The sequence below is a fragment of the Azospirillum sp. TSH58 genome (genome assembly GCF_003119115.1).
Classification (GTDB): domain Bacteria; phylum Pseudomonadota; class Alphaproteobacteria; order Azospirillales; family Azospirillaceae; genus Azospirillum.
The window spans coordinates 1,827,639-1,847,081 of sequence record NZ_CP022367.1 but is presented as its reverse complement, the minus strand read 5'-3'; the positions used below and the strand labels follow the sequence as shown (position 1 = coordinate 1,847,081).

Genomic DNA, 19,443 nt, shown 5'->3' with positions numbered 1-19,443 from the left:
CCCTCTATATGGGGGACCGTCCGTCCACGCCTATACCCTGACCGGTGCTTTAGGACGCCCCGAAGTCGAGGTTCCAGGCCTCGTAGCGCTCCGGATCGTTCTCCCAGTCCTCGCGCACCTTGACGAACAGCATCAGGTGGACGCGCTGCTCCAGCATCTCCTCCAGCTCGGTGCGGGCGGCCTGCCCCAGCGCCTTGATGCGGGAGCCCTGCTTGCCGAGCACGATGGCCTTCTGGCTGTCGCGCTGGACATACACGACCTGGGAGATCTTGACCGACCCGTTCTCGAACTCCTCCCACTGCTCGGTCTCGACCGTCGCCGCGTAGGGAAGTTCCTGGTGAAGCTGCTGGAACAGCTTCTCGCGGGTGATCTCCGCCGCCAGGAGGCGCATCGGCATGTCGGAGATCTGGTCCTCCGGATAGTGCCAGGGGCCTTCCGGCATGCGGGCGGCCAGGAAGCCGCGCAGATGCTCCACCCCGTCGCCGGTCGAGGCGGACAGCATGAAGATGTCGGTGAAGATGCCTTCCTGGTTGAAGCTGTCGGCGAGGCCCAGCAGCTTCTCGCGCGGCACGAGGTCGATCTTGTTGAGGATCAGGATGGCCTTGCGCCCCTGCTCCTTCAGCCGGGTGATGATGCCCTGGGTGTCCTGGTCGATGCCGCGGCGCGACACGTCGAACAGCACGCCGACCAGATCGGCGTCCTCCGCCCCCTGCCAGGCAGCCGCCACCATGGCGCGGTCGAGCCGGCGCTTCGGCTTGAAGATGCCGGGCGTGTCCACGAAGATGATCTGGCTGTCGCCGGCGATGGTGATGCCGAGCACGCGCGTGCGGGTGGTCTGCACCTTGGAGCTGACGATCGACACCTTGGAGCCGACCATCGCGTTCAGCAACGTGGACTTGCCGGCGTTCGGCGCGCCGACCAGGGCGACGAATCCGCAGCGCGGATTCTCGGGCACATAGGCCGCCTCTTCGGCGCCTTCTTCAATGCCCTCGTCGGCACCCTCTTCCAGACCCTCGTCCACGCTCTCGCTCACGCCCTCGTCCTTATCGTCGTCTTCAAACTTGTCGCGGCCGTCAGTCATCGACCTGCACTCCCAATTGGCGCAGCAAAGCGCTGGCCGCTTTCCGTTCGGCGACCCGCTTGGAGGGGCCGGTGGCCGTCACCGGCTCCATGCCCTTCAGCCGGACCGCGATGCGGAACACCGGCTCGTGCGCCGGGCCGCTCTGCTCGATCATTTCATAGGTGGGAAGGGGACGCCCGTTGCCCTGCGCCCATTCCTGCAACGCCGTCTTGGAATCCAGCGGCGGCGGCTCCGCGCGGTCGATCTGCCCGGCCCAGGCACGGCGGATGAAGTCCCGCGCCTTGTCCATGCCGCCGTCCAGATAGAGCGCCCCGATCACCGCCTCGCAGGCGTCGGCCAGGATGGTGTGGTTGCTGCGCCCGCCGCCCTGCGCCTCCGACGGGGACAGGCGCAGGTAGCGCCCGAGCTGGAGCGCGTCGGCGACGCGGCTCAGCGCCTCCCGCCGGACCAGCGAGACGTGCCGCTTGGCGAGCGCGCCCTCGCGTTCGTTGGGGAAACGCTCCAGCAGCCATTCCGCGATGACAAGGCCGAGCACCCGGTCGCCCAGGAACTCCAGCCGCTCATAGGCCAGCCCAGGCCCCTGCTCGGGCCGTCCGCCGCGGGCGTTGCGCTCCAGCCCCATCAGGCTGGGATGGGTGACCGCGTCGGCCAACCGCTGCGGGTCGGCGAAGCGATGGCCGATGGCCGCGGCCAGCTCCGCAAGGTCGGCGGAATCGGCGCTCACGTCCGCGTCGGACGCCATGGGGGTCCCCCGTTCTTCACGGCTCACAATAATCGGTCTCCGCGCCCCGGCGGGGCTCACTTCACGGCGTTGAACAGGCGGCTGAACCGCAGGTCCGCCGGCCAGCGCCACACCTCGAAGAAGCGCGTCCCGTCCTCCAGCGAGAAGAACAGGAATTCGGCGCGCCCGACCAGATTCTCCATCGGGACATACCCCACCTGCGACGGGACGCGGCTGTCCAGCGAGTTGTCGCGGTTGTCGCCCATCATGAACAGGTGGTTCGCCGGCACCTTGAAGGCCGGGGTGTTGTCGAGCGGACCGTTGTCCGACTCCTCGATGATGCGGTGGCTGCGCCCGCCCGGCAGGGTTTCCACATACTGGGCGATCCGGACCTCGCGGCCCAGCGCGTCGCGGGACACATAGTCCTCGATCCGCTCGCGCTTCACCGGCTGGCCGTTGATGTGCAGGACGCCGCCGGTCACCTGGACGGTGTCGCCCGGCAGGCCGATGACGCGCTTGATGTAATCGGTCTTGTTGTCGCGCGGCAGCTTGAAGACGGCGACGTCGCCGCGCTCCGGCGCGTGGCCCATGATGCGGCCCTCGAACAGCGGCAGCCCGAAGCCGACCGTGTACTTGCTGTATCCGTAGGAGAATTTGGACACGAACAGGTAGTCGCCGATCAGCAGCGTCGGGATCATCGACCCGGACGGGATGTTGAAGGGCTCGAAGGCGAAGGTCCGCACGCCGAAGGCGATGATGACCGCGTAGAAGACCGTCTTCACCGTCTCGGCAAAGCCGCCTGTCTCTTTGGATTTGCCGGTCAAGGCGGTCTCTCTGTTCATGGTCATGCGGGGGGTGCCGTGGAGGTGGTGATGGAAGTGTCGGCCGGCTCGGCGCTGATGATGACGAAGGCCTCGGCCATCGGATACTCGTCGGTCAGCGTCACGTGGATGCGCGCCTGCATGCCCGGCGGGGTGATCGCCTTCAGCCGCTCCAGCGCGCCGCCGGTCAGGCGCATGGTCGGCTGGCCGGAGGGCAGGTTCACCACCCCCATGTCGCGCCAGAACACGCCGTCGCGGAAACCGGTGCCCAGCGCCTTGGAGCAGGCCTCCTTGGCGGCGAAGCGCTTGGCGTAGGTGGAGGCCCGCGCGCTGTGCTTGCCGGCGGCGCCGGCGCGGCGCTCGGACTTGGCGCGCTCCACGTCGGTGAAGATGCGGGCGATGAAGCGGTCCCCGAAACGGTCCAGCGACTGCTCGATCCGGCGGATGTCGATCAGGTCGTTGCCGATGCCGAGGATCATGAGACGACTCCCGCCGCAGCGCGGGCGTCCTTCATGACGGCGCGCATGCGCTGGAGCGTGTTGCCCAGCCCGACGAAGATCGCCTCGCCGATCAGGAAATGGCCGATGTTCAGCTCGACGATGGTCGGAATGGCGGCGACCGCCCCGACCGTCTCGTAACTCAGCCCATGGCCGGCGTGGCACTCCAGCCCGATGGCCTCGGCGTGGGCCGCCGCCTTGACGATGCGCTCCAGCTCCGCCGCGCGCTCCGCCCCGGCGGGCGCGTCGCAATAGGCGCCGGTGTGCAGTTCGACCACCGGGGCGCCCAGCGCCTTGGCCGCGTCGAGCTGCGCCGGTTCCGGATCGATGAACAGCGAGACGCGGATGCCCGCGGCGCCAAGCTCGCCGACGGTGCGCTTCAGGTTGTCCATCTGCCCGGCGACGTCCAGCCCGCCTTCGGTGGTGACCTCCGTGCGCTTCTCCGGGACGAGACAGCAGGCGTGCGGCCTGTGGCGCAGCGCGATGGCGAGCATCTCGTCGGTCGCCGCCATCTCCAGGTTCAGCGGCAGCCGGATCTCCGCCATCAGCCGGTCGATGTCGGAATCGACGATGTGGCGGCGGTCTTCGCGCAGATGGGCGGTGATGCCGTCGGCCCCGGCCTCGGCGGCGAGCTTCGCGGCGCGCACGGGATCGGGGTGACGCCCGCCCCGCGCGTTGCGGACGGTCGCCACATGGTCGATGTTCACGCCGAGGCGCAGAGGGCGGGGCATAGGCTCGAAACTCCGGTGTCGCGCCGGTCCCGCATCCTGCATCCGGCGGGCACCGGTTCTCCCTGCTATATAGCGGCGGTGCAGCGTCGCGTCACGCCGTCATTCGACGACGATCCGCGCGGCGAGCGCCTTCAACTCCCCGATGGGCGGGTCGTGGCGCGGCCAGACCAGATCGGCGCCGTCGTTCTCGTAGCGCGGCACCACATGCACGTGGATGTGCGGCACGGTCTGCCAGCCCGCCGGCTTGTTCGTCTGGAGAAGCGTGATCCCCTCCGGCGAGAAGGCGGCCTGGACGGCGCGGGCGACCTTGTGCACGGTGCGGAACAGGGCCGCCGCCTCGTCCTCCGTCACGTCCAGGATGGTCGGCGCCGGGCGCTTCAGCGCGACCAGGACATGGCCGGGGTTGACCTGCCCGGCGTCCATGAAGGCGAAGGTCTCCGCATCCTCGTACACCACGGCGCAGGGCAGCTCCCCGGCGATCAGGCGGCTGAAGATGGTCGGGCTGGACATGCTTCCCTCGCTCCTGATGGGCGCTCCCGGTGGAGGCGGCCGCGTGGGCGCGCTCACCGCCCCCGCGCCCGCTCCACCGCGTTGATGGCGGGGGTGGCGCGCAGGGCCGCCATGATGTTGGTCAGGTGCTTGGCGTCCTTCACGTCGATGTCGATCAGCAGCTCGAAGAAGTCGGTGTTGCGGCTGGTGATCTTCAGGTTCGTGATGTTGCCGCCGTTCTTGCCGATCACCGTGGACAGCGTGCCGAGCGAGCCCGGCTCGTTGTTGACCACCAGCGAGATGCGCCCGACATGCTCCTCCGGGCTGTCCGGACCGATGTCCCAGGCGACGTCGATCCAGCGCTCCGGCGACTCGTGGAAACTCTCCAGCGTCTCGCAGTCGATGGTGTGGATGGTCACGCCCTTGCCGGTGGTCACGATGCCGACGATGCGGTCACCCGGCAGCGGGTGACAGCAGCGGGCGTAGTGAACCGCCATGCCGGGGATCAGCCCGCGGATCGGCAGCGGCGCGTTGTTGCCCTTCGCCTTCGGCTTGGGCTTGGGCACCGTGATGGAGTTCTTGTCGTCGCCTTCCTTCGGCGTCGCCACATGCGGCTTGTGGCCGGGGAAGACGGCGTGGAAGACCTCGCGGCCCGAATGCAGGCCCGACCCGACGCTGGCCAGCAGGTCGTCGGCGCTGGGCTGCTGGAAGATCTTGATGACGCCTTCGAGCGCCTTTTCCGAGAACTCGTAGCCTTCCGACTTGAACTGGCGCTGCAGGATGGCGCGGCCCAGCTCGATGTACTGGGTGCGCTGCTGGGTTCGCAGGAACTTGCGGATGCGCGCCCGCGCCTTGCCGGTGACGACGAAGCGCTCCCAGCCCGGAACCGGAGTCTGGGCCTTGGAGGTGATGATGTCGACCTGATCGCCGTTCTGCAGCTGCGTGCGCAGCGGCAGCATCCGCCCGTTGATCTTGGCGCCGACGCAGTGGTCGCCGACCTCCGAGTGGACGGCGTAGGCGAAGTCGACCGGAGTGGCGCCGCGCGGCAGCGCGATCAGGTCGCCCTTCGGCGTGAAGCAGAAGACCTGGTCCTGGAACAGCTCCAGCTTGGTGTGCTCCAGGAACTCCTCGGGCTTCTGGGCGTGCTCCAGGATGTCGAGAAGCTCGCGCAGCCAGCGGTATTCGCGCCCCTGCTGGGTGCGCGGCTCGCCCTGCTTGTAGGCCCAGTGGGCGGCGACGCCGAGTTCGCAGATCTCGTGCATGTCGCTGGTGCGGATCTGCACCTCGATCCGGTTGCGCTCCGGACCGATCACCCCGGTGTGGAGCGAGCGGTAGCCGTTGGGCTTGGGCGTCGAGATGTAATCCTTGAAGCGCCCCGGAACGACCGGATAGTGGGCGTGGATGACGCCCAGCGCCTGATAGCATTCCGGCACCGTGTCCACCATGATCCGGAAGGCCATGATGTCGGACAGCTGCTCGAAGCTGACGTTCTTGCGCTGCAGCTTGCGCCAGATCGAATAGGCGGTCTTCTCGCGCCCGGTGACCCCGGCGTTGGGCAGCCCCTCCTCCGCCAGCGTGCCGCGGAGTTCCTGGATGATCCGCTGGACGCGGTTCTCGCCCTCGGTGCGCAGGCGGGAGAGCTGGGCGAGGATGCTGTCGCGGGCGTCCGGATTCAGCTCCGCGAAGGAGAGATCCTCCAGCTCGTCCTTGACCTGATGCATGCCGATGCGCTCGGCCAGGGGAGCGTAGATCTCGATCGTTTCGCGGGCGATGCGCTTGCGCTTGTCCGGGTTCTTCAGATGGAACAGCGTGCGCATGTTGTGCAGCCGGTCGGCCAGCTTGACGAGGAGGACGCGGATGTCCTCCGACATGGCCAGCACCAGCTTGCGAAAATTCTCGGCCTGCTTGGCCTGCTCGCTGTGCAGTTCCAGGCGCGACAGCTTGGTCACGCCGTCGACCAGACGGGCGATTTCCTTGCCGAAATGCTTTTCGATGTCCTCCAGCGTGGCGACCGTGTCTTCGACCGTGTCGTGCAGCAGCGCCGTCGCGATGGTCCCGGCGTCCAGCTTGAGCTGGGTGAGGATGCCGGCGACCTCCAGCGGATGGAGGAAATAGGGATCGCCCGAGGCGCGGGTCTGCGAGCCGTGCGCCTTCATGGAGAAGACGTAGGCGCGGTTGAGCAACTCCTCGTCCGCCGAGGGGTCGTACGCCTTGACGCGTTCGACAAGCTCATATTGCCGGATCATGCCACCCGACCCGGCGCAGCGTGCGCCATGAAGTTTCGCAAATGAATGGTTTGTCGACGGAAACGGGGGCCATTGGCCCCCACAGCCGGTCGCTGTCGGTCAGCGTCAGAGATCTCCGTCCGCATCGCGGCCGGCGACATCGTCCTCGGTCATGCCGAAGGCCGCCGCCGGATCGCTCTCCATGTCGGACAGCAGGTCGTCGCCTTCGCCGACCTCCTCCGCCTCGCTCATCCCGTCCTCGTCCTCCAGCGACGTGTCGCCGCGGGCGGCCCAGTCGTGCTCGCCGGCCATCAGCTCGACGATCTCCTCCTCGGGCTCGTCGGGCTCGACGTGCTTCTGGTGGCCCTTGATCAGGGCGTTCTTCAGATGCTCCAGCATCACCGTCTCATCGGCGATCTCACGCAGGGCAACGACCGGGTTCTTATCGTTGTCGCGGTCGATCGACAGCGGGGCGCCGGACGCGATCTCACGCGCGCGCTGGGCCGCCATCATGACCAGCTCAAACCGGTTCGGAACCTTGAGGACGCAATCTTCGACGGTAACGCGGGCCATACCAAACCAACTCCGGGATCTGCGAAGGCAACCGAATATATTGATGCGTTCGCGCCTGCGCAAGCGCTTCGAGCTTCGTCGGGTCCGCCCGCCGTACCCCGCCCGCGGCGTGACCCCGCCCGCGCTCCCCCTTGCTCGCGCGTAGACGACCTCCTACTTTACTTATCTGGTGAATCGCAATTTCGCGTATGCCTGACATATAATTCAATCCATCGTGGAAGGATTACGGAATTGGATCGGAATACGACTTTGCCGAAAGATGTTACGAAGCTCTTTTATAAGGAAGAGCGTCTGGCGATGTTCATCGACGGCGCCAATTTGTACGCAGCCGCCCGGTCCCTGGGCTTCGATATCGACTATAAGCGTCTTCGCGACGGCTTCGCCTCCGAGGGGAGGCTGGTGCGCGCCTTCTACTACACCGCGCTGGTGGAGGATCAGGAGTACTCGCCGATCAGGCCGCTGGTCGATTGGCTGGACTACAACGGCTACACCATGGTGACCAAGCCGACCAAGGAGTTCACCGACGCGTCGGGCCGGCGCAAGATCAAGGGCAACATGGACATAGAGCTGGCCATCGACGTGATGGAGATGGCCGAGCGGGTCGACCACATCCTGCTGTTCTCCGGCGACGGCGATTTCCGCCGGCTGGTCGAGGCGGTGCAGCGCAAGGGCGTGCGGGTCAGCGTCATCAGCACCGTGCGCTCCCAGCCGCCGATGGTCGCCGACGAACTGCGCCGTCAGGCCGACAACTTCATCGAGCTTCAGGACCTCGCCCCGAGCATCGCCCGCGTCCATCATCACCGCGAGCCGATGGGGAACCCGGGCGCTCCGGGAGCGCCGGACCTGTCCGCCCAGGGCGGCCCCTACGCCAACTTCTGAGCGGCGTCGCACTCCTGTGGGGCGCGCCGACCGGTCAGCGCCCCGCGATGGTGGGCTTCAGGGCATTGGCCGGAAGCTGGAACATCATCAGATAGGTCCGCTGGAGCGGGCTGCGGTTGTCGTCGGAAACGATGTAGACCAGCGTGTCGCCGTCCGGGCCGGGCCGGACCGCCATCCCTTCGAAATTGTCGGTCGGCAAGGGCGGCTCCAGCCGCGCCAATTCCACCCCATCCATCGTCGCGCCGCCACGCAGCGAGTCCGCCGGCACATGGACGATGCGCGCCGCCCAGCCCCCCAGCAGGGACACCCGCCGCTCCAGCACCAGTACCCCGCCGTCGGGCAGGGCCGCCGCCGCCGTGGGGCGGAAGCGCGGTGCCGCGCGGTAGGTCAGCGGTTGCCAATCCGCGCGCGCCTTCGGATCGGCGGGAGCGATCCAGGCGTGGCGTTCCCGAACGCCGTCGTCGTCCCCTTCCTCGATGGCCAGGATGCGGCCGTCCGGCAGCGCGGCCAGCGCCTCGACCCCGCCGTTCGACGGAGCCTTCTCCAGGCCGGGCGGTGTTGGAAGCTTGCGCGGCGCTCCCTCGGGGCGGTCGGCGCCGTCGTAACGGAGGATGCGGTGATTGCGCTCGAACGGCACCAGCCAGCCGCCGTCCGGCAGGCGGACGAGGTCCTCCGAGTCGTTGAGGCGGCCGCGGGAGTCCGGGTCCTTGTCGATGACCAAGCGCCGGACATCATAGTGTCCGGCGCCGGCCAGACGCCCCTGGGCGTCGTAGGACAGGCGTCCCGTGACGCTCTTCCCGTTGTCGGAGACGGCGACGAAGCGGTCCCCCGAGTCGCTGACCCACAGGCCGGACAGGCCCCCCACCCCCGCCCCATCGGGCAGACGGAGAGCGCCACGGAACCGCAGGGCACCGACCTCCGCAAGAGCCGGGCGGTCCGGGTCCAGCGCAATCGGAACGGAGGGCGCGGATGGCCCGCCGTTTCCGGCCACCGCGGCGCAGCCGCCGGCCACAGCCAGCAGGGCGCAGAAGGGAATCACCAGGGTTCTCAAACGCATGGCGGCACTCATGCCACGACGGGGCGGCCGGGGAAACGCATTTTCCGGCTTGCCCCGCCTGCCCGCGATTCCCACCCTTTGTCCGCTGGGCTCATAAGCCCTGCCCCTCCGTCCGAACGTGGACGAACGAATTGGATATGCGCAGAGGGTTACTTCCTCAGAACCAACTCGGGAGTGGGTTCAAGCGCATAAATTGTTCTGTACCTAAGTAAAACATTGCCCAGCTTCAGCCGAGAATTGCGTGATGCTCAATCCCCTCCGGTCCCAGCCGGTCGCCCTGCCTGCTGATCGCCCCGCCACCGGTTCGGGAGCGCCGGAGGACCCAATCGCGGAGCGCATCCGGGAGCTGGAGGCCGAACTGCGCGAGCTTCAGCACCGGGCCAAGAACAGCCTTCAGCTGGTCATCAGCCTGCTGAAGCTGCAGACCGGCCGCATCCGCGACCCGGACGCCCGCGCCGCCTACGAGCAGACGCTGGTGCGCATCGAAGCGCTGGCCATCCTCTACCGCCAGCTCCACGAGTCGGGCACCGGCACCCATGTCAATCTGGGCCGCTACATCGAATCGCTCGCCGATGCGGTGAAGCACGGAACGCCCGGCGGCCTCGCCAACGTCCCCATCGAGGTGAAGAGCGATCCCATCCAGATCGGCCTGTACGAGGCCATGCCGCTGGGCCTGATCACCGCGGAGCTGATCACCAACAGCCTGCATCACGCCTATCCGGAACAGGGCTGGATTCGCGTGTCGGTGACGCAGGAGCACAACGGGCGCGCCCGCCTGATCGTCGAGGACAACGGGCGTGCCCTGCCCGCCGGTTTCGACACGACGGCCGAGGACGGGCTGATGCTGGCCGAAGCGCTGGCCGCCCAGCTCGGCGACACGCTGAACACGGAAAGCGACGCCGCCGGCACCACCGCCAGCGTGTCCTTTCCGGTTTGACGACTCAGGGCTGACGACTCAGGCCTGACGGATCAGGCCGGCGTTCCGTGGCACTCCCGCGGGGCGTCCTCGAGGCCGTGGTCGTGATGCTCGTGGGGATGCTCGGGCGGCGGCGCCGCCTTGACGGTGCCGGCGAAGTAATCGCGGATCGCCCGCACCGGGTCGGCCTCCAGCGTGGTCACCGGCTCGATGCCGCGGCGCTTCATGTGGTTGATGAAGCCCTCGCCGGAGGAGCCGGTGATGACCACCCGCACCGCGTCGATGGGGTGTGGGCGCCCGTCGCCGGCGAGGTGGAGCACCTCGTCCTCCGCCAGCTCGATCCGCGCGACCTCAACGGGCTCGCCGCCCGCCTCGGCCTCGAAGACCAGAAAGCGGCGGGTGCGGCCGCCATGGGTGGCGATGCTGCGGTAATCCTGCGTGCCGACGGCGAACTTCATCCCCTACCCCCCTCAAGGCTCAGCCGCCTTACCGTGGCACGGCGTACCGCCGCGCACACTGAGGGAGGTCAATGCGCGTCAGAGGATTTCCGTTTCGTCGGAGCGGATGACGTCCGTCCACTTGCGCTCCAGACGGCGCAGCGTGCGGTAGGTGACCTCGAAGTCCTGGCTGTCGCCGTCGGTGCGGATCAGACCGTCGGAATGGACGGACGCCATGTGGCGCAGCCGCTCGCACAGCTCCAGGCCCCTGGGCGACAACTTCAGCCGGGCGGCGCGCTTGTCGCGCGGCGAGGCGGAGCGGTCCACATAGCCGCTGTCCACCAGCTGCTTCAGGTTGTAGGAGGCGTTGGAGCCGAGGTAATAGCCACGCTCGATCAGGTCGCGCACGCTGATCTCTCCGTTGGAGATGTTCAGCAGCATCATGACCTGAACCGGGCTGATGTCGTCGATGCCGATGCGGGACAGCTCGATTCGCAGAACGTCGAGAAACCGGCGGTGCATCCGTTCGATGATCCGCGCCACCTCATGGTACATCTGGGTGGCGGAGGCCTTGCGCTCAGCGTCGTTGCGCTCGGCGTCTTCGGTCGGCTGGGGCTGAACGAGCGTCGTCATGGGCCTCGGTTCTGCGTGGGGATCGGGGAAAACGGCCTTCCTTGCCCAACGCACCGTAGGGACCTAACTGTTTAATTTATATTAACTGTGATGGCGACGAGAAGGCGCACCGAACCGTTCCAAAGGGTTGGCGCGCCTTCGGTCAAGGACTGGACAAGGCGAGGACTGGATAAGCTCAGATCCAGCTGTCGTCCCCGCCGCCATCGCCACCGCCGTCGCCACCGCCGTCATCAAACGAGGAATCGTCGGTCTGATAGTCGACGTTCTGGAGGTTGTTGTCCTCCGGCGGGAAGCCCTGGTCCGTGCCCCCCTGACCCGCTCCCTGGTCCGCGGAGTCGCCGTAGTAATTGTTGATGATCGTCTCGCCATGGCTGGCCGTCTGGCCCGCCGCCGCTGCGGCCTCGCCGAACGGGCCCGGCGAATGGCTGAGCATCGAGGAGATGGCGCTGGCCGCCAGCATGCCGCCGGCCACGCCCGCCGCGGTCTGGGCGGCACCGCTCAGGAACCCGCCGCCACGCGGCGCGTAGCCCTGCGGGCCGAATCCGGGCTGCGGTGCGTAGCCGGGCTGGGGCGGATAGGCGGGCTGGCCGTAACCGGGTTGCCCGCCAGCCTGCGGAGCGGCCCCCCAGGGGCTGCGCGACGGGGCCGCGGGGGACGGCATCGGCGGCTGCATCGGGTTGTAGGCCGGCCCCTGGGGAGACTGGGGAGCCGGAGCGGGCCGCTGTTCCGCCGGGCGGTTGCCCCCACCGGCCCACGGGCTGCGCCCCAGCCCGAGCGCGTTGGACAGGAAGCTGCCGCCGGACGGCTGCGTCTGCTGGGTCTGCTGGGCGCGGGCCTGCGCCTCCCTCACCTGCCGCTCCAGATCGTCGATGCGCTGCTGGGCGGCGGTCAGCGCCTGCTGCTGCACCAGGACCGACTGCGCCATGTAGTAGGCGGCGGCAGGCTGGCCCTGGATCATCTGCTGGATGAAGCGTTCCGCCTCCGGATCGCGGGGCTGGTTCTCCACCTCGCGCAGGTGCGTGAACAGATCGGAAAGGAGGGTGCGTTCCTCGGGCGTCATGATCGTCTCCTGTGCGCGCTCCACGCGGGCGCGCCTTTCATGTGGCGCACCGCACCCCCAGTGCGCAAGGGTCCCGGACCCGGCGGAGACGCTACCCGGCCTTGCGCTCCGCCGCCTCCGCGGAAGGCTCCGAAACCAGGGCCGCGCGGACGGCGTCGTCCACCCGCTCCAGCCAGACGAAGCTCAGCCGCTCGCGCACCGCCGCGGGAATGTCGTCGAAATCCTTGCGGTTGCGGGCGGGCAGCATGACCGTCTTCAGACCGGCGCGCTGGGCGGCCACCACCTTCTCGCGGATGCCGCCGACCGGCAGGACCAGCCCGCGCAGGCTGATCTCCCCGGTCATCGCCGTGTCGGAGCGGATGCAGCGCCCGGACAGCAGCGACACCAGGGCCGTGAAGATCGCCACCCCGGCGGACGGTCCGTCCTTCGGGATGGCCCCCGCCGGGACGTGGATGTGGATGTCGAAACGGTCCAGCCCCTCCGGGTCGAGGCCGAGGTCCTTCACCCGCGACTTGACGAGGCTGAGGGCGGCCTGCGCGCTTTCCTTCATCACCTCGCCCAGCTGACCGGTCAGGATCAGCCGCCCCGAGCCGGGGTAGCGGCTGGCCTCGATGAACAGGATGTCGCCGCCGACCGGGGTCCAGGCGAGGCCGGTCGCCACGCCGGGCACGCTGGTGCGCATCGCCACGTCGTTCTCGAATCGCGGCGGCCCGAGGATCGCCGTCAGATCCGCCGGCTCGACCCTCATCCGCTCGACCTCGCCCTCGGCGATGCGCACCGCGACGTAGCGTCCGACCGCGCCGATCAGCCGCTCCAGATTGCGGTTCCCGGCCTCCCGCGTGTGGTCGCGGATGATCGCGCGCAGCGTGTCGTCGGGGATCTCCAACTGCTCGGCCGTCAGCCCGTTGGCGGCGAGCTGGCGGGCCAGCAGGTAGCGCCTGGCGATCTCCAGCTTCTCGTCCTCGGTGTAGCCGGACAGCTCGATCACCTCCATGCGGTCGCGCAGCGGACCGGGGATGGTGTCCAGCATGTTGGCGGTGGCGATGAACATCACCTTCGACAGGTCGAAGGGCACGCCCAGGTAATGGTCGCGGAAGGTCGCGTTCTGCTCCGGGTCCAGCACCTCCAGCAGGGCGGCCGACGGGTCGCCGTGGAAGCCCTGCCCCAGCTTGTCCATCTCGTCCAGCATCAGCACGCAGTCGCGCGTCCCGGCCTTGCGGATCGCCTGGACGATGTTCCCCGGCAGCGCCCCGACATAGGTGCGGCGGTGGCCGCGGATCTCGCTCTCGTCATGGACGCCGCCCAGCGAGACGCGGGCGAAGGCCCGGCCGGTCGCCCGCGCGATGCTCTGCCCGAGCGAGGTCTTGCCCACCCCCGGCGGACCGACGAAGCACAGGATGGGGCTGCGCCCTTCCGGGTTCAGCTTGCGCACCGCCAGGAATTCCAGGATGCGGCGCTTGACCTTCTCCAGCCCGTAATGATCCTCGTCCAGGATGCGGCGCGCCTCGGCGATGTCGATGCGCGATTCCGACCGGCGGTCCCACGGCATCTCGATCAGCCAGTCCAGATAGCTGCGGACCATCGAGTATTCCGCCGCCGCCTCCGGCATGCGCTCCAGCCGGCGCAGCTCCTTCTCGGCGTGTTCGCGCACGTCGGGTGGCATGCCGGCCTTGGCGATGGCGTCCTGAAGCTCGCCGATCTCGGCCTGACGGCCCTCGTCGGCCTCGCCCAGCTCCTTCTGGATGGCGCGAAGCTGCTCGCGCAGCAGATACTCGCGCTGGCGCTCGTCCATCGCCTCGCGGGTGCGCTCGCGGAGGTCGCGCGACAGCCGCAGCACCTCGATCCGCCGGGCCAGCAGCCCGCCGACCTTGTCGAGCCGCTCCGGCAGGTCGAAGGTCTCCAGCACCTCCTGCTTCTCGGCAGGCTTCAGATCCATGTAGCTGGCGGTCATGTCGGCCAGCTCGCCGGGATTCTCGATGGCCTGCACGGCGGCCAGAAGCTCCTGCGGGGCCTGGGGCAGCAGTTGCAGCGCCTCCACCGCCTCGTTGCGCAGGTTCAGGAAGCGGGCCATGACCTCCGGCGTGGCGGTGTCGCTCTCCTCCACCATCTCGACGCGGGCGGCCATGAAGGGATGGCCGGGCACCCACTCGACGATGCGGAATCGCTGCTGCCCCTGGCACACCAGATGGTGCGAGCCGTCGGGCGTGGTGACGTAGCGCAGGATGCTGGCGGTCGTGCCGACGCGGTGCATATCGGCCCCCGTCGGCTCCTCCACCGCCTCGTCACGCTGGAGCAGGATGCCGACCGGCCGTTCGGTGCGGGCCGCCTCCTGCGCCGCGGCGACCGAGCGCGCCCGCCCGACCGTCACCGGCAGCACGACCCCGGGAAACTGCACGAGGTTCCGCACCGGGATGACCGGGATCACATCCTCCGGCAGCCCGGAGGCAGGGGGCGAGGCAGGCGGCGTCTGGGGAGCCGGAGTCGCGTCGGCGGCGTGCTCGCCAATCGTTGAGGCGGTCATTCGGGCGTCCTTCATCCCATCTTGTCAAGCGTCAGCACGAGGCAGCCCGCCGACAGCTCGCGCCGTCCCATGCGGAAGGCCCCGGCGGGCAGCTCGATCCGCCGCTCGAAGCGGCCGTGGGGAATCTCAAGCCGGTGGATGATCCCGTCGCAGCCCAGCGGCAGAGTCCGTTCGCCGGCAACCACCAGAACGCCGTCCTCGACGGCGACGTGAAGCTGGTCCGCGCCGACGCCGGGAAGGGCGACCACGATGGTCACCGCGTCCTCCGTCTCGTAGACGTCGATGGGCGGGGTCCAGCAGGCGCGGCGCGGGCCGGGCGGGGCCGGGCGGAAGAACTGGCGGTGCAGCCGCTCGGCGCGGTCCAGCAGTTCGACGGCCTCCGACCACATGAAGGAAGCGGGATCGCGGCGGGGCGGCATGGCGTCTCCTTGGGGCGACGGGTGTGATGGACGTCAGATGCCGGCGCCGGTGTCCGCGGAGGCGCGGGCGGGGTCGCGCCGCTCGGGGGCTTCCCCGGTCGCCCGCTGGTCCTCCTCCTGGAGTTCGCGGCAGGCCCGCTCCCAATGCTCGGCGCGGCGGCCTTCGGGGCGCCCCTCCTGCTCCCAGATCTCGTAGGCACGGTGGCGGATGCGGTGTTCGTCCATTGCGGTCTTCCCCTCCTTCCCGCCCCGGCCGCAGGCATGGCCCGTCCGGCCGCAAGAGCCGGGGCTCCTTCGTCCCTTCAGCAACGGTGGGGAATCGCAGGCGTTCCGCTGACCTTGCGGACATCAGACGGAAGAAAGGGCCGATGGTCCCCTTCGGTGTCGGGGCTTCAGAGCCGGTCCGGCCCGTCCGTGGGGTCGGGGCGGCCCGCCGCCTCGTCATGGCCGCTGCGGTTGCTGAGGAAGACCAGGGCCATCAGCCCGATGGCGACGGCGCTGGTCAGCACGGCGCCGCCGACCAGGGCGAGCAGGCCCGGCAGGCTGAGGCCGAACAGGTCGAAGCCCGTCGCCGCCCAGGCGGCGAGCAGCGCCGCCAGGACGATGACGGGACAGGCGATCAGAAAGACGCGCAGCCAGGACATGCAGGCCCTCCAGCCGGTGCCGGGACAGCCTCTACATGGCCGCCCGGCACGGCGGAGGAAAGCCCGCCGCCTCTTTCCGTCAGCCGGACGGCGTCAGTGGGACAGCAGCAGCGGCACCGGGCAGGTGCGCAGGACGTGGCGCGTCCCGCCGCCGCGGTGCAGGAAGGGGAAGCCGTAATGGCCGTGCGCGCCCATCACCAGCAGATCGGCCCCGGAATCGATGCTGCGGGCGAGAAGCGCGTCCATCGCGCCGATGTCGGTCACGGTGAAGTGCGTCTGGTCGGCCGTCACGCCGTGCAGCGCCAGATGGTCGAGCAGGCCGATGCGCTGCGGCTCCGTTCCGGCCGGCGGAGCGGCCTGGGTGAGCACGGTGATGACCGTGACCTCGTCGGCGGCCTGGAGGAAGGGCATGGCGTCGGCCAGGGCGCGGGCGGCCTCGCGCTCGGCGTTCCAGGCGACGGCGACGCGCTTGCCGATCACCGGGAAGGTTCCGGCGAAGGGCAGCACCAGCACCGGGCGGCCCGAATTCAGCACCACCTGCTCGTTCAGCTCCTCCGGCGCCACCCCGTCGGCGGCGCTGCGGTCGAACTGGCCCAGCACCGTCAGGTCGGCGAAGCGCGACCAGATGATGACCTCGCGGATGACGTGGTTGTGCTCGCCATGGGTGAGGCCGTGCCACTGGCCTTGCAGGCCCGACGCCTGCAGCTTGTCGCGGAACATCGCCTCGCTGCGGGCGGCGGCCTGCTCCAGATGGTCGCTGGAACGGCGGGCGATGACGCTGGTGGCGCTGCGGTCCGGCTGGGCGAACAGGCCGCGCAGGAAGGCGCCGCTTTTGCTCGCCAGCGCGATGGCCGCGTCGAGGCGGGTTTCCACCTGCGGGCCGGAATCGAGATGCACGAGGATGTGCTTGTAGGCCATGAAACTCCTCCCTTTGTTTTTGTCCGGGCCGTTGTTCTTGTTCGGGCGGGCGTGCCCGGGGGCGACGCACCGGCTCCGATTGTTCCTCTTGCGGCGCCGCAACGCCAGCAGGAAAAAGCCTTCCGGAAGGATGGAATAGGCGTTTCCTCAGAAGCTCATCCGCAAGCGGGCGGTGAAGGCGTGGTTGTGGCCGTCCGCCCCCGACAGTTCGCCGCGGTAGCCGACCGTCGCGCCGACCGCCTGCCAGAGCTGGGCCGACAGGCCGGCGCCGATCACCAGGGAGTCGCGGCCGTCGCCGCTCGGGCTGACGCTGTTGGCGGCCCCGCCGGGCAGGCGGACGGTGACGGTGCGCGCGTCCTCGGCGAACTGGTGTTCCCAGGCGACGCCCAGGCTGGGCTGAAGCACCGTCCGCCCGATCTCCAGCATGGTGGAGGCTTCGGCGCCAACGCTGCTCTCCAGCGATTCGGCGCTCTGCCGCTCGACGCCGAGCGACAGCAGGCCGGCGCCGCTCTCCTGATAGCCGTCGATGCGCGTGTGGATGTAGCGCAGGCCCAGCCGCGGCCCCAGCGCCACCGGCCCGAGCTGCGCCGTGTAGCCCCCGGCGACCGACAGGGCGTAGGTGCGCCCGTCCGTTTCCGCCGAGGCGTTGGGGAACGGCGCGAAGCCGGTGGTCCGGTCGATGTCGCCGTAGCGGTCGAAGGAGACGCTGCCCGCCACGGCCAGCTGGAAGCCCTGCGCCTCGGTCACCGCGTGCAGGCCGATGATGGTGCTGGTCATGTCCAGCGTGCCCGCCCCCTCGTCCAGCTTGGCGTGGCCGCGCGAACCGCCGACCGACAGCCCGACGCGCGAGGCCGGGCCGACCGGCAGCTCGGCGCCGACGCCGCCCGACTGGGTGTTGAAGCGGAAGCCCTGCCGCTCCGCCGTGCCGCCGAGACGGCCCCAGGCGGCGTCGCCGATCAGGAAGGCCCTCAGCTCCCCGCTGCCGAGCGGCGCCTCCACCCGCGTGGCGGCGGGGCCGGCGATGGAGCCGAGCAGCGCGCGGTGCCAGCTCCGTGTCGCTTCGAAGGCCAGCTCCGGCTGCATCGCCACCGTCTCCGCCGCGTCGTTCAGCGCGAGCAGGGCGCCCTGCATGTATTGCGCGATCAGCAGATGGGCGGCACGGGTCGGGTGGATCTCGTCCCAATAGACGGTCTGGTCGGCCTGCGCCTCGCTCCCGCAGGCGCCGGTCGGCGCATTGTTTGTCACGCAGGGCGTCACGGTGTTGGTGAAGCCGTAGGCCGTCGGGTTGGCCGCAACCGCGCGGTACAGCGCGTTGACGTCCGCGACCACGACGGTGACGCCCAGCCGCTTCTCCACATCGGCCATCGCCTGGGCGAGCAGCGCGTTGTGGGAGGCGGTGGTCGCGTTCAGCAGGGCGGCGCGGTCGGAATTGCGGGTGTCCGGGATCGTGCCGAGGTCCGGCAGGTTCGGCACCAGGAAGGTCTTCCCGCCGAGCGCCGCCAGACGCTCCACCGTGGTGACGATGTTGCCGACCGTCTGGGTGACGAGGCCCGAGGGATCGGACCCGGCGGAGACGCGGTTGAAATAGTCATTGCCGCCCGCCCAGACCGCGAACAGCCCGCCGCCGGTCCCGCTCGGACGGCTGAGCAGGAACTGCCCGACCTGCCCCTGGATGCCGGGAACGCCGGTCTGCGACAGGGTCCCGGTCTCCGCGCCGCCATAGGCGAAGTTGGTTTTCTGGTCGGGCTGGCTGCCGATCAGCGGGGCCAGCCGCTCGACCCAGACGGGGCCGTTGGAGAAGCGCCCGTCGTAGTAGGGCGGGCTCTGCGGTATGCCGCCACGCGTCAGCTCGTAGACGCGGCCGGTGTCGGACAGGCTGTCGCCGAAGACGAACACCCGGTCGAACGGCACCGCCCCGGCGGGCGCCGACGCCAACAGCGCGGCACCCGCCGCCAAACGCATTCCCGCCAAACGAATCGCCTTGCCCGTCACCGCCTCACCTCCCCCGCTGGCACAGCCGGAAAACAGGGGCGGTGCGTCAAAGCGGGGGGCGGTACCGCCATTGCGTCGGGAAGAGATGCCGCTTGGGCGGGTTCATCAGACCATGGGGGACCCGAGCATGGGTCTTTCCCATGGAGGAGGCAGGACCTCGCCACTCGGCGGGCGGCGCCCACCGGCACTCCGGTGCCAGCGCCGCCCGCCCTTTTCCGTTCAGCGGTTTCCCCAGGGCAGCATCCGGTTCAGCGTCCCGTCCTTCAGCACATACTGGTGGACCAGGGCGGCCGCCGCGTGCAGCCCGGCCAGCACGATGATGGCGGTGCCGAGGAACTCGTGGGCCTCCTCCAGCGTGTGGCCGAACGCCTTGTCCTCGCCGACCAGCGCGGGCAGCGTGAACAGGCCGAAGACGGAGACGGGATGGCCGTTGGCCTGGGTCATCAGCACGCCGGCCAGCGGCACGGCGATCATCAGGGCGTAGAGCGCCAGATGCCCGGCCTTGGCGGCCAGCAGAAGCAACGGGGCGGTGTCGGCGGGCATCGGCGGCGGCGGGCTGACGGCGCGCCAGACCATGCGCAGCGCCACCAGGGCCAGCACGAGGACGCCGAGCGACCGGTGGAGATCCATCAGGGCGGTCCGCTCCGGCCCGCGGGGCACCAGCCCGCGCCCCTGGGCGATGGCGAAGGCCACCAGGATCAGCAGGGCGACGCTCCAGTGCAGGAACAGCATCACCCTGTCGTAGCGAGTCTTGGCGGGGCGGGTCTTGACGGGCGGCCGGGCGGCCGTCTCGGAGTAAACGTTGGACATCGGTGGTCCCCTCATCGGC

Annotated in this window: 21 protein-coding genes; 2 read left to right on the top strand and 19 right to left on the bottom strand. The window is 69.3% G+C overall.

All coding sequences use genetic code 11. The features are described from left to right. Positions 1-49 precede the first annotated feature (49 nt). The 8 genes from era to rpoZ form a co-directional block, all read right to left on the bottom strand. Positions 50-1,081 (bottom strand): GTPase Era, encoded by a 1,032-nt coding sequence (era, locus tag TSH58p_RS29865; RefSeq protein ID WP_109069414.1) that lies wholly within the window; start codon positions 1,079-1,081, stop codon positions 50-52. Then, positions 1,074-1,823 (bottom strand): ribonuclease III, encoded by a 750-nt coding sequence (rnc, locus tag TSH58p_RS29860; RefSeq protein ID WP_109069413.1) that lies wholly within the window; start codon positions 1,821-1,823, stop codon positions 1,074-1,076. Before rnc ends, era begins: the two co-directional genes overlap by 8 nt. Before the next feature lie 56 nt (positions 1,824-1,879). After that, a complete protein-coding gene (lepB, locus tag TSH58p_RS29855; protein WP_035679215.1) occupies positions 1,880-2,650 on the bottom strand; it encodes a signal peptidase I in 771 nt (256 codons plus the stop codon). Beyond that, on the bottom strand, positions 2,647-3,102 hold the full coding sequence (acpS, locus tag TSH58p_RS29850; RefSeq protein ID WP_109069412.1) for a holo-ACP synthase: 456 nt from the start codon (positions 3,100-3,102) through the stop codon (positions 2,647-2,649). Before acpS ends, lepB begins: the two co-directional genes overlap by 4 nt. Continuing rightward, positions 3,099-3,851, bottom strand: coding sequence for a pyridoxine 5'-phosphate synthase (locus TSH58p_RS29845; RefSeq protein WP_109069411.1), 753 nt, complete (start codon positions 3,849-3,851; stop codon positions 3,099-3,101). Before TSH58p_RS29845 ends, acpS begins: the two co-directional genes overlap by 4 nt. A 99-nt stretch (positions 3,852-3,950) precedes the next feature. After that, complete coding sequence (locus TSH58p_RS29840; protein ID WP_109069410.1) at positions 3,951-4,361, bottom strand: HIT family protein; 411 nt, start codon at positions 4,359-4,361, stop codon at positions 3,951-3,953. A 53-nt stretch (positions 4,362-4,414) separates the two neighbouring features. Beyond that, the gene (locus TSH58p_RS29835; protein WP_035679205.1) at positions 4,415-6,586 is read right to left on the bottom strand and encodes a bifunctional (p)ppGpp synthetase/guanosine-3',5'-bis(diphosphate) 3'-pyrophosphohydrolase; all 2,172 of its coding nucleotides are present in this window, start codon (positions 6,584-6,586) and stop codon (positions 4,415-4,417) included. 105 nt (positions 6,587-6,691) lie between these two features. Further along, positions 6,692-7,138 (bottom strand): DNA-directed RNA polymerase subunit omega, encoded by a 447-nt coding sequence (gene rpoZ, locus TSH58p_RS29830; protein ID WP_109069409.1) that lies wholly within the window; start codon positions 7,136-7,138, stop codon positions 6,692-6,694. Between the two features lie 297 nt (positions 7,139-7,435). On the opposite strand from rpoZ, the gene TSH58p_RS29825 reads away from it, so the two are divergent. Then, a complete protein-coding gene (locus TSH58p_RS29825) occupies positions 7,436-8,017 on the top strand; it encodes an NYN domain-containing protein (RefSeq protein WP_109069408.1) in 582 nt (193 codons plus the stop codon). Positions 8,018-8,051: 34 nt separating this feature from the next. Here TSH58p_RS29825 and TSH58p_RS29820 read toward each other — a convergent pair whose 3' ends face one another. Next, positions 8,052-9,074: an esterase-like activity of phytase family protein gene (locus TSH58p_RS29820; RefSeq protein ID WP_109069564.1), complete on the bottom strand. Its 1,023-nt coding sequence runs from the start codon at positions 9,072-9,074 to the stop codon at positions 8,052-8,054. Between the two features lie 244 nt (positions 9,075-9,318). On the opposite strand from TSH58p_RS29820, the gene TSH58p_RS29815 reads away from it, so the two are divergent. Further along, positions 9,319-10,011 (top strand): sensor histidine kinase, encoded by a 693-nt coding sequence (locus tag TSH58p_RS29815; protein ID WP_109069407.1) that lies wholly within the window; start codon positions 9,319-9,321, stop codon positions 10,009-10,011. A 32-nt stretch (positions 10,012-10,043) separates the two neighbouring features. On the opposite strand, the gene TSH58p_RS29810 is transcribed toward TSH58p_RS29815, so the two are convergent. The 10 genes from TSH58p_RS29810 to TSH58p_RS29765 form a co-directional block, all read right to left on the bottom strand. After that, positions 10,044-10,448 (bottom strand): NifB/NifX family molybdenum-iron cluster-binding protein, encoded by a 405-nt coding sequence (locus TSH58p_RS29810; protein WP_109069406.1) that lies wholly within the window; start codon positions 10,446-10,448, stop codon positions 10,044-10,046. Between the two features lie 78 nt (positions 10,449-10,526). Next, the gene (locus TSH58p_RS29805; RefSeq protein WP_109069405.1) at positions 10,527-11,060 is read right to left on the bottom strand and encodes a MarR family transcriptional regulator; all 534 of its coding nucleotides are present in this window, start codon (positions 11,058-11,060) and stop codon (positions 10,527-10,529) included. Between the two features lie 175 nt (positions 11,061-11,235). Continuing rightward, on the bottom strand, positions 11,236-12,120 hold the full coding sequence (locus tag TSH58p_RS29800; protein ID WP_109069563.1) for a DUF2076 domain-containing protein: 885 nt from the start codon (positions 12,118-12,120) through the stop codon (positions 11,236-11,238). A 91-nt stretch (positions 12,121-12,211) separates the two neighbouring features. Further along, positions 12,212-14,641 carry an endopeptidase La gene (lon, locus tag TSH58p_RS29795; protein ID WP_247873960.1) on the bottom strand — a complete coding sequence of 810 codons (2,430 nt, stop codon included), beginning with the start codon at positions 14,639-14,641 and terminating at the stop codon, positions 12,212-12,214. Positions 14,642-14,652: 11 nt separating this feature from the next. Beyond that, positions 14,653-15,060, bottom strand: coding sequence for an Hsp20/alpha crystallin family protein (locus tag TSH58p_RS29790; RefSeq protein ID WP_109069403.1), 408 nt, complete (start codon positions 15,058-15,060; stop codon positions 14,653-14,655). A gap of 33 nt (positions 15,061-15,093) precedes the next feature. After that, positions 15,094-15,285, bottom strand: coding sequence for a DUF2934 domain-containing protein (locus TSH58p_RS29785; RefSeq protein ID WP_109069402.1), 192 nt, complete (start codon positions 15,283-15,285; stop codon positions 15,094-15,096). A gap of 167 nt (positions 15,286-15,452) precedes the next feature. Continuing rightward, complete coding sequence (locus TSH58p_RS29780; RefSeq protein WP_109069401.1) at positions 15,453-15,704, bottom strand: hypothetical protein; 252 nt, start codon at positions 15,702-15,704, stop codon at positions 15,453-15,455. A gap of 93 nt (positions 15,705-15,797) precedes the next feature. Continuing rightward, positions 15,798-16,622 carry a universal stress protein gene (locus TSH58p_RS29775; RefSeq protein ID WP_109069400.1) on the bottom strand — a complete coding sequence of 275 codons (825 nt, stop codon included), beginning with the start codon at positions 16,620-16,622 and terminating at the stop codon, positions 15,798-15,800. A gap of 147 nt (positions 16,623-16,769) precedes the next feature. Beyond that, positions 16,770-18,557 carry an autotransporter domain-containing protein gene (locus TSH58p_RS34350; protein WP_247873959.1) on the bottom strand — a complete coding sequence of 596 codons (1,788 nt, stop codon included), beginning with the start codon at positions 18,555-18,557 and terminating at the stop codon, positions 16,770-16,772. A gap of 276 nt (positions 18,558-18,833) precedes the next feature. After that, the gene (locus TSH58p_RS29765) at positions 18,834-19,424 is read right to left on the bottom strand and encodes a cytochrome b (RefSeq protein ID WP_109069399.1); all 591 of its coding nucleotides are present in this window, start codon (positions 19,422-19,424) and stop codon (positions 18,834-18,836) included. Positions 19,425-19,443: the final 19 nt, after the last annotated feature.

Excerpts from the sequence above, each read along its gene's own strand:
- rnc (WP_109069413.1), bottom strand. The coding sequence starts at position 1,823 with ATGGCGTCCGACGCGGACGTGAGCGCCGATTCCGCCGACCTTGCGGAG.
- TSH58p_RS29840 (WP_109069410.1), bottom strand. The coding sequence starts at position 4,361 with ATGTCCAGCCCGACCATCTTCAGCCGCCTGATCGCCGGGGAGCTGCCC.
- TSH58p_RS29825 (WP_109069408.1), top strand. The coding sequence starts at position 7,436 with ATGTTCATCGACGGCGCCAATTTGTACGCAGCCGCCCGGTCCCTGGGC.
- lepB (WP_035679215.1), bottom strand. The coding sequence starts at position 2,650 with ATGACCATGAACAGAGAGACCGCCTTGACCGGCAAATCCAAAGAGACA.
- lon (WP_247873960.1), bottom strand. The coding sequence starts at position 14,641 with ATGACCGCCTCAACGATTGGCGAGCACGCCGCCGACGCGACTCCGGCT.
- TSH58p_RS29815 (WP_109069407.1), top strand. The coding sequence starts at position 9,319 with ATGCTCAATCCCCTCCGGTCCCAGCCGGTCGCCCTGCCTGCTGATCGC.
- TSH58p_RS29820 (WP_109069564.1), bottom strand. The coding sequence starts at position 9,074 with ATGCGTTTGAGAACCCTGGTGATTCCCTTCTGCGCCCTGCTGGCTGTG.
- rpoZ (WP_109069409.1), bottom strand. The coding sequence starts at position 7,138 with ATGGCCCGCGTTACCGTCGAAGATTGCGTCCTCAAGGTTCCGAACCGG.
- TSH58p_RS29805 (WP_109069405.1), bottom strand. The coding sequence starts at position 11,060 with ATGACGACGCTCGTTCAGCCCCAGCCGACCGAAGACGCCGAGCGCAAC.
- TSH58p_RS29765 (WP_109069399.1), bottom strand. The coding sequence starts at position 19,424 with ATGTCCAACGTTTACTCCGAGACGGCCGCCCGGCCGCCCGTCAAGACC.
- TSH58p_RS29790 (WP_109069403.1), bottom strand. The coding sequence starts at position 15,060 with ATGCCGCCCCGCCGCGATCCCGCTTCCTTCATGTGGTCGGAGGCCGTC.
- TSH58p_RS29785 (WP_109069402.1), bottom strand. The coding sequence starts at position 15,285 with ATGGACGAACACCGCATCCGCCACCGTGCCTACGAGATCTGGGAGCAG.
- TSH58p_RS29810 (WP_109069406.1), bottom strand. The coding sequence starts at position 10,448 with ATGAAGTTCGCCGTCGGCACGCAGGATTACCGCAGCATCGCCACCCAT.
- TSH58p_RS29835 (WP_035679205.1), bottom strand. The coding sequence starts at position 6,586 with ATGATCCGGCAATATGAGCTTGTCGAACGCGTCAAGGCGTACGACCCC.
- TSH58p_RS29800 (WP_109069563.1), bottom strand. The coding sequence starts at position 12,120 with ATGACGCCCGAGGAACGCACCCTCCTTTCCGATCTGTTCACGCACCTG.
- TSH58p_RS29780 (WP_109069401.1), bottom strand. The coding sequence starts at position 15,704 with ATGTCCTGGCTGCGCGTCTTTCTGATCGCCTGTCCCGTCATCGTCCTG.
- era (WP_109069414.1), bottom strand. The coding sequence starts at position 1,081 with ATGACTGACGGCCGCGACAAGTTTGAAGACGACGATAAGGACGAGGGC.
- TSH58p_RS29775 (WP_109069400.1), bottom strand. The coding sequence starts at position 16,622 with ATGGCCTACAAGCACATCCTCGTGCATCTCGATTCCGGCCCGCAGGTG.
- acpS (WP_109069412.1), bottom strand. The coding sequence starts at position 3,102 with ATGATCCTCGGCATCGGCAACGACCTGATCGACATCCGCCGGATCGAG.
- TSH58p_RS29845 (WP_109069411.1), bottom strand. The coding sequence starts at position 3,851 with ATGCCCCGCCCTCTGCGCCTCGGCGTGAACATCGACCATGTGGCGACC.